We start from the raw sequence: 13429 nt of genomic DNA on the forward strand, positions 1-13429 counted from the left end.
CTCTATGTGCTTATTTCACCTCCTCGAAGTCAGCATCCTGGATGTTGTCATCCTTCTGGGTGTTCTGCTGTGACTGTTGCTGGTCATTGTAGAATGGGCCCTGCTCCTGTCCAGCGCCAGCTCCTGGCTGTGCACCGGCATTCTGATACATTTGCTGTGAAGCGGTCTGCCATGCTGCATTCAGTGCATTGATAGCATTGTCGATGGCGGCAACGTCGCCTGCCTTGTGGGCATCCTTCAATTGCTGCAGTGCCTGCTCGATAGCGGGTTTCTGGTCTGCGGGGAGTTTGTCACCCAATTCCTTCAACTGATTCTCTGTTTGGAAAATCATAGAGTCGGCCTGATTCATCTTGTCGATGCGCTCGCGCTCCTTCTTATCGTTTTCGGCATTCTGCTCAGCTTCAGCCTTCATGCGATTGATTTCGTCTTCGCTCAAACCTGAAGAGGCTTCGATGCGGATGCTCTGCTCCTTGCCGGTGGCTTTATCCTTGGCTGATACCTTGAGGATACCGTTGGCATCGATGTCGAAGGTAACTTCAATCTGAGGAACACCACGACGGGCAGGAGTGATACCTGTCAGGTTGAACTGGCCAATGCTCTTGTTTTGGTTGGCCATAGGACGCTCACCTTGCAGAACGTGGATGGTAACCTCGGTCTGATTATCTGCTGCGGTAGAGAATACTTCGCTCTTCTTGCAGGGGATGGTAGTGTTGGCGTCAATCAGTTTGGTCATCACACCGCCCATGGTCTCAATACCGAGGGTCAGTGGAGTGACGTCAAGCAGAACGATATCGCCTACACCTTCTTCTTTGTTGAGGATGGCGCCCTGGATGGCAGCACCTACGGCAACTACTTCATCAGGGTTAACTCCCTTAGAAGGTTCTTTACCGAAATAGTTCTTGACGAGCTCCTGTACGGCAGGGATACGGCTTGAACCACCAACGAGGATTACTTCATCGATGTCTGAGTTAGAGAGCTTTGCGTCTGCCATTGCTTTCTGACAAGGTACGAGGCATGCCTGAATGAGGTTATGTGCCAACTGCTCGAACTGTGAGCGGGTCAGAGTTTTAACCAAGTGCTTAGGCATACCGTCAACAGCGGTGATGTATGGCAGGTTGATTTCGGTAGATGTAGAGCTTGACAGTTCAATCTTTGCCTTTTCTGCAGCTTCCTTCAGACGCTGCATGGCCATAGGATCTTTGCGCAAATCAACGTTTTCTTCACTCTTGAAGCCGTCTGCCAGCCAATTGATGATGACCTGGTCGAAGTCGTCACCACCGAGGTGTGTATCACCATTAGTAGAGAGCACTTCGAATACACCACCACCAAATTCGAGGATAGAGATATCGAATGTACCACCACCAAGGTCGAATACTGCAATCTTCATATCCTTGTTGGCCTTATCTACACCATATGCCAAAGCGGCAGCAGTAGGCTCATTGACGATACGACGCACATTGAGACCTGCAATTTGTCCGGCTTCTTTAGTGGCCTGACGCTGTGAGTCAGAGAAGTATGCTGGTACGGTGATAACTGCATCGGTTACCTCTTGTCCGAGGTAGTCTTCTGCGGTTTTCTTCATCTTCTGCAACACCATGGCAGAGATTTCCTGCGGAGTGTATTTGCGTCCTTCAATGTCAACGCGTGGATATCCGTTTTCGTTGACTACTGTGTAAGGCATGCTTTCAGCCTCTTTACGGCTCTGCTCGTATGTTTCACCCATGAAACGTTTGATAGAATAAACGGTGTTCTTGGGGTTTGTGATAGCTTGACGCTTGGCAGGATCACCTACCTTGCGGTCGCCGTCTTTTACGAAACCAATAACAGAAGGTGTTGTACGCTTACCTTCGCTGTTGGCAATTACAACTGGTTCGCTGCCTTCGAAAACGGCAACACAACTATTAGTTGTTCCTAAGTCGATTCCAATAATTTTTCCCATAATGTATTTCTTTTTAATTTTTAATATTCGTAATGTTAACGATAACTTAATAGCAAAGCGTGTGCCAAATGGTGTTTGACAGCTGTTAAAAGTGGGTGTTGTATGACATTTTGGCATGTATTAGTGTCATGATGTACTATCGCTTTTATATTAATTATGGTATTCGGTCATGTTTGTTGCTTTAAAATTTGGTTTTTCCCTTACTAAATCGTAACTTTGCAAGCGTTAACTATAAACAACTATTATGAAAAAGCTGATAACAATGGGTATTCTTGCGCTAATGACCACAACGGTTATGGCACAGGGAAGTGATTCCTATATCGTGAAGACGAAAGGAGTGAAAAAGGTGGAGACACCAAAAACTGATGCCAAACAGGTGGCAGGTTCTACAACACAAGAGGCAGACAAGCCTCAGGATTTCGTAGGTCGTAACTTTCCTCGATATGGTTTGTGCGACTGGCAAGATGGCATGCGTTTCATGGTTTTGCCTGAAAAATATGACATGTTGGTGAATACCTTCCGTGACGAAAGTAATAATAAGGAGGTGAGCAACGGTTATTTCCGTCGCAAGGTGATGGTGTATCGTGGCCATGCTGTTGGCAGTAACGGTCGTGCACGGCTCAACTTTACTTGCCAAGATGACAACAAACAGTATTATTTTGAGTTGCCCAACGGCAATTATGAAGACTATTGCTATAATAAGATAGGTGTGCCAACGTTAGCCTATCTGGGTGATGTAGATATTGCTCGTTCATTGCTTGTTGGCAAGACATTGGTAACTACCACTACTGATTATTATGTTGATACCGATTATGAAAGCGATGCTGCTGATTTGGTGAAGGTAGAGAAGGGACAGAAAGTGAAGGTTGTTGCCGTTGGTGTTGGAACTCGCTCGTTCCCTGTAAAGATTATCGTTGAGGGTAAGGATGGCAGTGAATTCTTCCAGAATGTGGCCATGAGCAAAACCAATTGTGGTATGCGCGATGATGAGTTTATTGTTGACAATGCCAAACATCTGTTCTACGGTTCGTTTACTTTTGAGGAAGAAGACGAGCGCCAGCAGTCAGCTTCTTTGGGTGATTATGCCCAATATATGAACAAAACAGTTCATTTGAAGTATCCTACTACCATGAAGGTTATCCGCAATGGTGCGGGTAGTCGTGTGGTGACAATGGCCAAGGAAACCACTTTCCGCATTGACGGTATGCGTCCTGTGCGTAATAGCCGGTATGTCACTTTGACACTTTCCGAAACTGTTACAGGTCGCCTTTATACGAAGAATGTGACTTTTAAGAATGAAAATGTGACAGGTGATATAGATGGTCAGAAGGAAGATTATTTCGGGTATCTTTTCTCGGAAGGGTCTGGTAAAACTCCTGTTAAGACTCATACCCGTCGTCGCAGATAATCTCGGATTGTATATATGGTCCAGAGACGGGACTATGATAAAAGGCGCATCGGATATTTCCGATGCGCCTTTTCATCTATGTGATCTGTGTATTACTCTTCGTTTTTGATGGTTTCAACAACCTTAGCTTCAAGTTCTTCGCAGAGTTCAGGGTTGTCTTTCATCAGTTGTTTGACAGCATCACGTCCTTGTCCGAGCTTTTGTCCGTCGTAGCTGAACCATGATCCGCTCTTCTGTATGATGTTGTATTGTACGCCGAGATCGAGTATTTCGCCTACTTTCGATATTCCTTCGCCAAAGGTTATTTCAAACTCAGCTTTACGGAATGGGGGAGCTACTTTATTTTTCACTACCTTTACGCGCACTTGGTTTCCGATGACTTGGTCACCCTCTTTGATGGGGCTGACGCGGCGGATATCGAGTCTTACAGAAGCGTAGAACTTCAGCGCATTACCACCAGTAGTTGTTTCGGGGTTACCAAACATGACTCCGATTTTTTCTCGCAACTGGTTGATGAAGATACATGTGGTGTTTGTTTTAGCGATGGTGGCTGTGAGTTTGCGTAGTGCCTGACTCATCAGACGCGCATGCAGTCCTACAGCCGAGTCACCCATGTCTCCTTCAATTTCCTTTTTCGGAGTGAGTGCAGCTACTGAATCGACCACCAATATATCAATAGCAGATGATCGTATGAGCTGGTCGGCAATCTCAAGTGCCTGCTCTCCGTTGTCGGGTTGTGATATCCAGAGGTTGTCGATATCTACTCCCAGTTTCTGCGCATAGAATCTGTCGAAGGCATGTTCTGCATCGATGAATGCAGCGATGCCGCCTGCCTTTTGTGCTTCAGCAATGGCGTGTATGGCCAGTGTGGTCTTACCAGAAGATTCCGGACCATAGATTTCAATGATTCTACCGCGTGGATATCCTCCCACTCCGAGTGCGAGGTCGAGGTTGAGGCTTCCTGTTGGTATGACATCTACATTCTCTATTTGTTCGTCACCCATTCGCATGATGGAGCCTTTTCCGTATTCTTTTTCTATTTTCGACATGGCCGCTTGCAGGGCCTTCATCTTTTCGCTTTGCGCGTTGATGGTCTCGTTTTCGTTTTCTTTTTTTGCCATGGTAGGTTTCTGTATCTAAATGTATATATTATAAAATTATAAAATAGGTGTAGTGTTTGTGGATTAGAGTTCTAAGTCTCCGTCAAACACTTCATGCCAAGGCAGTCCTTGTGTGTTGAGTTGTTCCATGAAAGGATCTGGATCAAACTCTTCCACGTTCCAAACGCCTGGTTTCTTCCATATTCCTTTGAGGAACATCATGGCGCCAATCATGGCAGGCACACCAGTGGTGTAGCTTACGCCCTGCATGCCAGTCTCTTCGTAGGCTGCCTGGTGTGAGCAGTTGTTATATACGTAGTATGTGCGCTGTTTGCCGTCTTTAGTTCCTTTGATGCGGCATCCGATGGAAGTCTCTCCTTCATAGTTTTCTCCGAGATCTTGTGGATTGGGCAAAACGGCTTTGAGGAATTGCAGAGGAACGATTTTTACCTTTGCCGTACCTGTTCCGTCAGCCAGTGGAGCTTCATATTCTATTTCATCGATTCTGCTCATGCCAATGTTCTGAATCACATCGAGATAGTTGAGATATTGCTGTCCGAAGGTCATCCAGAAGCGTGCCAACTTGATTGATGGGTAGTTTTTGACGAGTGACTCCAGTTCTTCGTGGTGCATGAGATAGCTCTCACGTGGTCCTATGTTGGGGTAGGTGAGTGCTTTGTGTACTGACAGAGGATCAGTTTCTTTCCATTCTCCGTTCTCGTAGTAGAGTCCCTTTTGGGTTATTTCGCGGATATTGATTTCTGGATTGAAGTTGGTTGCGAATGCTTTGTGGTGGTTTCCTGCGTTGCAATCGACGATGTCGAGTTGTGTCATCTCGTCGAAATGATGCTTAGCTGCATAAGCGGTGTAGATGCCGCTGACACCTGGGTCGAATCCGCAACCGAGTATAGCGCATAGTCCAGCTTGTTCGAATCGTTCTTTATAGGCCCATTGCCATGAGTATTCGAAGTGAGCTTCATCCTTTGGCTCGTAGTTGGCTGTGTCCAGATAGTTGCATCCGCAAGCCAGACATGCTTCCATGATGGTGAGGTCTTGGTATGGCAGTGCGAGGTTGATGACCAGTTCGGGCTGGTAGTCGTTGAATAGCGCTTTGAGTTGTTCCACATCGTCTGCATCTACTTGTGCGGTTTTGATGGGCATGGTGTATCCTTTTTTGTGGATGGCTTCTACTATCTGGTCGCATTTCTCCTTTCGTCTTGATGCGATCATGAAGTCTGTGAACACGTCGGTATTCTGTGCGATTTTAAATGCGGCTACGGTGGCCACACCACCTGCACCAATCATCAGTACTTTTCCCATTTTCTTATTTTTATTATTGTTTTTATAATTTTCTAGTTATGTTATCGTTTCAGGGTTTTATTTCGTCTCCCCTAATGCCGAGTGCTGCCATGAGCGAGTATCCGAGTATTTCCTGTCGGAAGTTTCCTCCGGCTATGGGTTGCATGCTAAACACGGTAATGTGCTTTTCGGGGTCAGCATGTCGGAGTCCCTGTTTCACCTGTTCGATGTTTTTTTCAGCATCAGGGATAATCATCATTCGTTTCACGTCGGCGCTATTTGCGATGATTTGCATGGCATCGGTGAAGAGTTCTTCTGCCGAAACGAGTTCTTCTACGGTTACGCAACTGATTTGAAATTCGCCGAGCGAATCGCTGAAGGCTTTTCCATCAAGTTCTCCGTCGAATGTTGAAGGCATGAAATTATCCATGCCTTTTTTGTTTTTGCCGTGTATCAGTATGACCTGAGTCTCGTGTTTTCCCTCGCGCATACCGCCGTCGAGTGCGATGCAGTCAATCCATTTTGCCATGTCGGCTTTGGGTATTTGGCGCCCAATCATGCGTTCAAAGTTGACGATAAGGTCGAATGTCACCCTGTCGATATAGTCTGCATCAACCAGGATGACGTTTTCTTTCCATGTTGTATTGTCGATGGAGGGTTGTATCATAATTTGCAAAGTTACATTAAAAGTGACGAATAGCAAAACATTCTCGTCGATTTATTTTCATACGGTTATCTCTCCCGATCCCAAGCAGCGGTGGTGCTGTTCGTCGTAGATAACGCAGAATTGTCCTGGTGCCACTCCGTGGATGGGTTGTGTGGAGTGTACGGTAAATTGTCCTTCGCCTTCATGCTCGATAGTGGCGGGATGGTATTCTGGTGTATGACGTATCTTGAAGGTAATATGGGTCTGCTGTGGATCGAGTGGGAGTGTGAGATGATGGAAATCATGCACTCTGAAATCCTGCTTGTATGCAGTCTTGGGATCGTATCCGTGGCTGACATAGAGTATGTTTTCTGCTACGTCTTTCTTAACCACAAACCATGGTCCGCCTCCGAAACCCAGTCCGTGGCGCTGTCCGATGGTGTGAAACCATAGTCCTTGGTGCTGTCCGATGCGCTTTCCTGTTTCCAGTTCGACCACTTCGCCTGGCTTTTCTCCGAGGTATCTGCGTATGTAGTCGTTGTAGTTGATCTTACCTAAGAAGCAGATGCCTTGTGAGTCTTTGCGCTTTGCGTTTACCAGATGTTCTCTTTCTGCAATTTCGCGCACCTCTTCCTTCATCATGTGTCCAATGGGGAAGAGTGCCTTTTTCAATTGCCAGTCATATATCTGTGCAAGAAAATCTGTTTGGTCTTTTACCGGATCAGGACTTGTGGTGAGCCATTTTCTTCCTTCGCTGTCTATTTCTGTCTGTGCATAGTGACCTGTTGCGATAAGGTCATAGTCCTTGCCACGCTTGTCGTGGAAGGCTCCAAACTTGATGAGTCTGTTGCACATCACGTCGGGGTTGGGTGTCAGTCCTGCCTTTACTTTATCCATGGTGTAGGTGGTCACTTGTTCCCAGTATTCTTTGTGACAGTCTATTACTTCGAGTTTACAACCGTATTTATGGCTTACGGCTGTGGCCATTTCTAAGTCTTCTTCCGACGAACAATCCCATTCTTCTTCCTCTTCAGGACCGATTTTGATGTAGAAGCAATCGGGGTGCAATCCTTGCTGAGCCAGTTGGTGGAGCACTACCGAACTATCTACTCCTCCTGAGAGCAGCACGGCAATGCGTTTTCCTTGTAGTTCTTTTATATTCATGTGTGCAAAGTTACATATTAAAGATGAGTTATCCATCGTTTCTTCCATCTTTTTTTCATCTTTTTCTTCTTTGGTATTTCTGCATGATATTGATCATATCCACTTGCCCGATTGATGGATTGGGGTTGTATGTAGGTGACAGGGCAGCTTGCCGGCCTTTGCCTCGATGGATAGGTAGATGGGGGATTGACTGGTCGTTTTGGATGTATTTGGCCTGCATGGGAATATGACGGGCTACAAAAAAAGTCACCGATCAGCAGATTCGTGTCTGCGACCGGTGACAACAGTGTAAGTTTTTCAGTATTAGTGATGAGTTTTATTTCTTCTTGGTATAGAACATCAGACCAACCTGGTTTTTCGACAGTTTGTTGGTGTTGCTATCGTCTTCAAATACACCAGCCACAACCATCTGCATGTACATCAGGTTCTTTCTTGAATCCCAAAGACCATACGAACTATAGTTGTTGATGTAGAATGCTACTCTAACCTTGTGAGGCTTGTCGCCGTAGGTAAGATGGTATTCCATGGTAGAGGGGTTCAACAGAAACTGAATCTGAGTAGAAGGCATGAAGCCATATACACACTTCAGATCCACAGGCTGTGCATTCACCATAGCTGTCTTCAGATCGCCATCGGGCAGATTAACGGTGAAAGCCTTGGGAGGAATGTTCTTTATTACGAAAGCAGAGTCGCTGTACATGTCGATTTTTACATCAAGAGTATCGGTCTTGTAGTTTGAAGTGCCTTCGCCCGAAAGTGCATAAACCATCATTCCGTCGTGTACACCCTTGATAACATCGTAGCGCTGAGCAATCTCAGCAGGTGTCAGACGTGCGGGTTCATCGTCGCTGTTGCAAGCCACAAAGGTAAAGGCGGCCATGCAACCCATCAGCATAGTGATAATTTTCTTTGTTGTCATGTCTTTTCTGTTATTTGTTTTGTTAATAAATTCTTTGGCGATAGAACACCATCGTGGTGCCTCTTTCCGTCAACATAAAGACTGCCGTTGCGGAAAACTTGCATGGAAAATCTATAAGTTAACGTCTTTTAACAAAAATAACCATTGCAGTTATGCAAGTTTTTCCCACTTTTGCACTTTATAACGATAGAAACGAAAACATCGTGAAGCACTATACTGATACAGACGAACAGCAGTTGGCCGAACAACTTCGCTGTGGCAATGCCGCAGCGATGAGGGTGTTCTACGACCGTTATGGTGGACTGCTAACTGCCGTATGCGCGCGCTATATTACTGATAGCGAAAGTCTGAAAGATGTGATGCAAGACAGTATGGTGCAGCTCTTGACCCATGTTTCCGATTTTAAGTATCGTGGCGAAGGGTCGCTCCGAGCATGGGCCACCAAGATAGTGATAACTCAAGCGTTACGCTATCTGCGCGAAGAAAAACGACGCGAATGGCAGACAATAGACTGGGACGTGGCTGATGTGCCGGAAGAAGACGATCCGCCTGTCAACGACATTCCCCCCGATGTCATACAACAGATGGTCAGAAGGTTGCCAACGGGATACCGAACGGTATTCAACCTCTACGTCTTCGAACACAAAAGCCATCAGGAAATAGCCCAACTGCTGGGCATCAAGAAAGACTCTTCGGCATCGCAACTCAGCAGAGCGAAAAATCTGCTGGCACAAATGATAAGACAATATACAAACACCCAACAATAGATTCTATGAAAGAACAGTGGAGAAAAGAATTGCAAGACAAGATGGCTGACTATCAGCAGCCAGCTCCCCTCCTGTCATGGGATGAGTTGGAGCAAGTCGTGGCAGCACAGCAGCGCCCAGCCAAGAAAGTTGTATTCTACCGTCAACGATGGATAGCTGTGGCGGCAGTAGGCATCCTGTGTGTTGGCGTGGCAGTCAGTTTGTTGTGGAATCCAGCGCACCTCAACCCGCAGCAGTCCAGTATTCAGACTTCTGTCGGTACAGAAAAACAAGGCGTTCAGCTGTCAGCAAAAACAGAAAAGCAGCTTCTGTCAGACAGTCAACCCTTGTTGGCTTCTCTGTCCGAACAACATTCGCAGAAAGCCGAACGGTTGCCGAAGGAATCCCGACGGATATTAACAACCGACGAACGTGTGGATGTGGCAAACACAGAACAATCCTCGTTGGCTGTGGCAGCGACAGACGAAACAACAGCCAAAGCTGTAACTGAAACAACTGAAACGATTGCTGCAACAGCCTCGAACCCTACCGACGAGCAGACTCAACCGGTCACATCGAAAACCAACCGCCTCACGCTTGCCAATGTATCGGGACGTGAGCGGAAGACATCTGAATATCTCTCACATACCCATGGCAACGATGCTTATGGTGACAGCCAACGTCTCACGGCGCAGGCATTCTTCTCCAACGGATTCTCTAATGATGGCAACAAAGGGGGAGAACTTGTCGTGTACGACGCAACGCCACCTGCTGATACTCAGGTTTTTGGGGCGAAAGGTCCAGATATATTACGACCTATCGAACTGGCTTCGGCTACACCAAAGGAACACTATAAACACCACTTCCCATTGCGCTTTGGAGTATCTATGCGTTATTATATCAACAATCGGTGGAGTGTCGAGGCAGGACTCTCATACACTCGCCTTACGGCAGATTTCACCAGAGAGAGCGTGCATTATGTTCAACAGATGGAGCAGAAACTGCACTATGTGGGAATCCCGCTTCATGTCAACTATACGCTGTGGAATAGCAGACGCTTGCACTTCTATGCCAAAGCAGGCGGCACAGTCGAGAAAATGGTTAGTGGACGCCGATGCGCCACATCAAACCCTGACAGTGAAAGCTACCCCATGTCCAGTGAAAAAGTTACCATACGTCCACTCCAACTGTCAATAGACGGTGGACTCGGAGGCGAATTCATGATCGACCGGCAGTTTAGTATCTATGCAGAACCAACGGTCAATTATCATTTCGACAACGGGTCAAAGATACCTACCTATTATCAGGAACATCCTTTCGGATTTGGACTCACCATGGGACTAAGGTTTAACTGGAAATAATGACAAATGTTCTGATTGATGAATACGGCGCTTCCGACCTTGGAAGTGCCGTATTGCTGATTATTGACCGAAAAGTTTCCGTATTTCAACAAAAAGCAGTACATTTGCACAGAAATATAAAAACACCACTAACTGATAATGAGAAAGATATTTGTGCGATGCCTATGGGCTTTCCTTGGAGCATCGGTTCTGACCGCTGTAGTGGCTTTCTGGGCCATTGCGAAAGGATGGATTGGTTATATGCCACCCATCGAAGAACTCCAAAACCCTATCAATCGCTATGCCACACAGATATATAGTGCCGATGGAAAAATCATGGGAACATGGAATTACAACCGTGAAAACCGTATCCTCGTAGATTATTCACAACTCGCACCAGCACTGGTCCAAGCACTGGTGGCTACAGAAGATGTGCGATTCTATGAACATTCTGGAATCGATTTCTTCGCACTCGGACGCGCCATAGTCAAGCGTGGACTACTTGGACACAAGAGTGCCGGAGGTGGTTCGACTATTACACAGCAACTCGCCAAACAGCTCTATTCATCTACCGCACATAGTGTAATCGAACGTCTGCTCCAGAAACCCATCGAATGGGTTATCGCCGTACAGTTGGAACGCAACTATACCAAAGACGAGATTATTTCCATGTATCTCAACTATTTCGACTTCCTACACAATGCCGTGGGCATCAAAACCGCGGCAAGTACATATTTTGGTAAAGAACCAAAAGACCTTACTGTCAACGAGGCGGCAGTACTCATCGGACTTTGCAAAAACCCATCCTATTTCAATCCTGTGCGCCATCCCGACCGTTGTACCGAACGCCGAAACGTAGTACTTTCACAGATGGAGAAAGCAGGATACCTCTCAGAAGAAGAGTGTGCACGATATACTGCAGAACCGCTCAAACTCAATTTCCATGTCAACGATCATAAAGATGGCGTCGCCGTATATTTCCGCGATTACCTACGCCGCTACATGATGGCCAAAAGACCAGAGCGCTCCGACTATCCATCATGGAACATGGTACGCTTCCATCAGGATTCTATCAACTGGGAGAACGATCCACTCTACGGATGGTGCAATAAGAATAGAAAGAAAAACGGTGAAACGTACAATCTCTATTCTGACGGACTACGTGTCTATACCACTATCGATTCGCGTATGCAGGAATATGCCGAACAGGCCGTATATAAACATGTTGTAAAATATCTGCAACCCGCATTCAACCGCGAGATAAAGGGAAAGAAGAGTGCACCGTATTCCGGTAACCTTACCATGGAGCAAGTCAACAAAATCCTGATGCGCTCCGTACGCCAATGCGAACGATATCGCGTGCTAAAAGAGTCGGGAGCTACTGAGGAACAGATACGAAAGTCGTTCAATACCAAAACAGAAATGTCGGTATTCACCTATCATGGAGAAGTTGATACTATCATGACACCGCTTGACTCCATACGCTATTATAAGTCGTTCCTGCGTTGCGGATTCATGAGCATGTGCCCCCAAAACGGAGCCGTAAAAGCCTATGTAGGTGGACTCAATTTCACACATTTCGCATACGATATGTGTATGGAAGGACGACGACAGGTGGGCTCTACCATCAAACCATTCCTCTATTCACTCGCTATGGAAAATGGATTCTCGCCATGCGACCTCGCACCGAATGTCCAACAAACCTATATGGTGGCAGGAAAACCGTGGACTCCACGCAATAGCAGCCATTCCCGTTATGGCGAAATGGTCACGCTTAAATGGGGATTGCAGCAGTCGAACAACTGGATTTCGGCTTATCTCATGAGTAAACTCAATCCGCAGGCATTCGTAACCCTGTTGCGAGAATATGGCATCAATAATCCGGAAATACACCCATCCATGTCGCTCTGCCTCGGTCCATGCGATATTACAGTGGCAGAAATGGTTAGCGCATATACTGCATTCGTCAATCACGGCATCCGCACCGCACCACTTCTCGTAACACGCATTGAAGATAATGAAGGCAATGTCGTGGCACAGTTCCGACCACGCATGAACGAGGTCATCAGCGAAGAAAGCGCCCACAAAATGCTCTATATGCTTAAAGCAGTTATTGATGGAGGTACCGGTGGACGATTACGCTATATGTATAATATCACGGGAGAAGTCGGAGGAAAGACCGGAACCACCAACAATAATAGCGACGCATGGTTTATGGGCATTACTCCCAACCTCGTTAGCGGCTGTTGGGTAGGAGGCGATGATCGCGACATTCACTTTTCCATGACCAGTATCGGCCAGGGTGCATCAGGTGCACTCCCCATTTGGGCTTATTTCATGAAAAGTGTTTATGCAGACAAGCGCTTAGGCTATTCACCCGAAGCCGTGTTCGATCTGCCACCAGGTTACAATCCATGCAAAATGGATGAAAGTGGTTTGGATGCAACTTTCAATGCCGGTGGAAACATAGAAGATATATTCGAGTAGTCTCGTTGTGATATAAAGAAAAACTGCCCCCAAGAGCGAAATTGTTCTTGGGGGTGCTTTTTATCCCAACTCCCCATCGCAACCATAATAGTCCTTTATTGACTCAAATAGTGACCTTGCAAAAATCAATTTCCCCCGTTCTTTGCACATTTCCGCAAAGCTTCCCTCTAAAAACGGAATTCAGGAATAGCGGCATTGGTGCGTTTCGGGTGCTTTTTTCAGCCATCGGAAATGAAGAAAAAGATTTGTGCGCATCCACACGTCCTTTATATATAATAAATAAGGAGTTCCCGTTTTGCGGCTTGACAGAAATCAATCTCTGCAAAAAAGTTTCATGCAATCTGCATTTTTTTTCTCGAAAAAGTTTGGTAGTTCAGAAAA

12 protein-coding genes are annotated in these 13429 nt (G+C 46.3%); 5 read left to right on the forward strand and 7 right to left on the reverse strand.

Features of this window, described 5'->3' with window-relative positions; genetic code table 11:
• Window positions 1-10 precede the first annotated feature (10 nt).
• The gene (dnaK, locus tag CIK90_RS12315) at window positions 11-1939 is read right to left on the reverse strand and encodes a molecular chaperone DnaK (RefSeq protein ID WP_094390845.1); all 1929 of its coding nucleotides are present in this window, start codon (window positions 1937-1939) and stop codon (window positions 11-13) included.
• A gap of 244 nt (window positions 1940-2183) precedes the next feature.
• Here dnaK and CIK90_RS12320 point away from each other — a divergent pair, with 244 nt between their 5' ends.
• Window positions 2184-3347 (forward strand): hypothetical protein, encoded by a 1164-nt coding sequence (locus CIK90_RS12320; protein ID WP_094390844.1) that lies wholly within the window; start codon window positions 2184-2186, stop codon window positions 3345-3347.
• Window positions 3348-3439: 92 nt separating this feature from the next.
• Here CIK90_RS12320 and recA read toward each other — a convergent pair whose 3' ends face one another.
• The 6 genes from recA to CIK90_RS12345 all read right to left on the reverse strand — a co-directional run bounded on the left by recA (window position 3440) and on the right by CIK90_RS12345 (window position 8475).
• Window positions 3440-4468: a recombinase RecA gene (gene recA, locus CIK90_RS12325; RefSeq protein WP_094390843.1), complete on the reverse strand. Its 1029-nt coding sequence runs from the start codon at window positions 4466-4468 to the stop codon at window positions 3440-3442.
• A gap of 63 nt (window positions 4469-4531) precedes the next feature.
• Window positions 4532-5767, reverse strand: a complete 1236-nt coding sequence (locus CIK90_RS12330; protein ID WP_094390842.1) for a saccharopine dehydrogenase family protein — start codon at window positions 5765-5767, stop codon at window positions 4532-4534.
• 49 nt (window positions 5768-5816) lie between these two features.
• Entirely contained in the window at window positions 5817-6413 is a 597-nt protein-coding gene (locus CIK90_RS12335; RefSeq protein ID WP_094390841.1) for a DUF6621 family protein, read from the reverse strand.
• Between the two features lie 57 nt (window positions 6414-6470).
• Window positions 6471-7556 carry a tRNA 2-thiouridine(34) synthase MnmA gene (mnmA, locus tag CIK90_RS12340; protein WP_094390840.1) on the reverse strand — a complete coding sequence of 362 codons (1086 nt, stop codon included), beginning with the start codon at window positions 7554-7556 and terminating at the stop codon, window positions 6471-6473.
• A 55-nt stretch (window positions 7557-7611) separates the two neighbouring features.
• The gene (locus tag CIK90_RS14000; protein ID WP_144007282.1) at window positions 7612-7806 is read right to left on the reverse strand and encodes a hypothetical protein; all 195 of its coding nucleotides are present in this window, start codon (window positions 7804-7806) and stop codon (window positions 7612-7614) included.
• Between the two features lie 66 nt (window positions 7807-7872).
• Entirely contained in the window at window positions 7873-8475 is a 603-nt protein-coding gene (locus tag CIK90_RS12345) for a DUF4840 domain-containing protein (RefSeq protein WP_094434133.1), read from the reverse strand.
• 152 nt (window positions 8476-8627) lie between these two features.
• Here CIK90_RS12345 and CIK90_RS12350 point away from each other — a divergent pair, with 152 nt between their 5' ends.
• The 4 genes from CIK90_RS12350 to CIK90_RS14385 form a co-directional block, all read left to right on the forward strand.
• Window positions 8628-9242, forward strand: a complete 615-nt coding sequence (locus tag CIK90_RS12350) for an RNA polymerase sigma factor (protein WP_094390838.1) — start codon at window positions 8628-8630, stop codon at window positions 9240-9242.
• A gap of 5 nt (window positions 9243-9247) precedes the next feature.
• Window positions 9248-10582, forward strand: coding sequence for an outer membrane beta-barrel protein (locus tag CIK90_RS12355; RefSeq protein WP_094465662.1), 1335 nt, complete (start codon window positions 9248-9250; stop codon window positions 10580-10582).
• A gap of 138 nt (window positions 10583-10720) precedes the next feature.
• Window positions 10721-13048 carry a transglycosylase domain-containing protein gene (locus tag CIK90_RS12360; protein ID WP_094390836.1) on the forward strand — a complete coding sequence of 776 codons (2328 nt, stop codon included), beginning with the start codon at window positions 10721-10723 and terminating at the stop codon, window positions 13046-13048.
• Window positions 13049-13164: 116 nt separating this feature from the next.
• Window positions 13165-13429 (forward strand): hypothetical protein (locus CIK90_RS14385; RefSeq protein ID WP_216820916.1); only part of this gene is annotated, 265 nt, incomplete at its 3' end.

The organism is Prevotella sp. P5-126, assembly GCF_002251185.1.
Lineage (GTDB): Bacteria > Bacteroidota > Bacteroidia > Bacteroidales > Bacteroidaceae > Prevotella.

What these genes read in the sequence shown, in the direction of transcription:
- CIK90_RS12335 (WP_094390841.1), bottom strand. Translation starts at nt 6,413, where the DNA reads ATGATACAACCCTCCATCGACAATACAACATGGAAAGAAAACGTCATC.
- CIK90_RS12360 (WP_094390836.1), top strand. Translation starts at nt 10,721, where the DNA reads ATGAGAAAGATATTTGTGCGATGCCTATGGGCTTTCCTTGGAGCATCG.
- CIK90_RS12330 (WP_094390842.1), bottom strand. Translation starts at nt 5,767, where the DNA reads ATGGGAAAAGTACTGATGATTGGTGCAGGTGGTGTGGCCACCGTAGCC.
- CIK90_RS12355 (WP_094465662.1), top strand. Translation starts at nt 9,248, where the DNA reads ATGAAAGAACAGTGGAGAAAAGAATTGCAAGACAAGATGGCTGACTAT.
- dnaK (WP_094390845.1), bottom strand. Translation starts at nt 1,939, where the DNA reads ATGGGAAAAATTATTGGAATCGACTTAGGAACAACTAATAGTTGTGTT.
- CIK90_RS12345 (WP_094434133.1), bottom strand. Translation starts at nt 8,475, where the DNA reads ATGACAACAAAGAAAATTATCACTATGCTGATGGGTTGCATGGCCGCC.
- recA (WP_094390843.1), bottom strand. Translation starts at nt 4,468, where the DNA reads ATGGCAAAAAAAGAAAACGAAAACGAGACCATCAACGCGCAAAGCGAA.
- CIK90_RS12320 (WP_094390844.1), top strand. Translation starts at nt 2,184, where the DNA reads ATGAAAAAGCTGATAACAATGGGTATTCTTGCGCTAATGACCACAACG.
- mnmA (WP_094390840.1), bottom strand. Translation starts at nt 7,556, where the DNA reads ATGAATATAAAAGAACTACAAGGAAAACGCATTGCCGTGCTGCTCTCA.
- CIK90_RS12350 (WP_094390838.1), top strand. Translation starts at nt 8,628, where the DNA reads ATGCAAGTTTTTCCCACTTTTGCACTTTATAACGATAGAAACGAAAAC.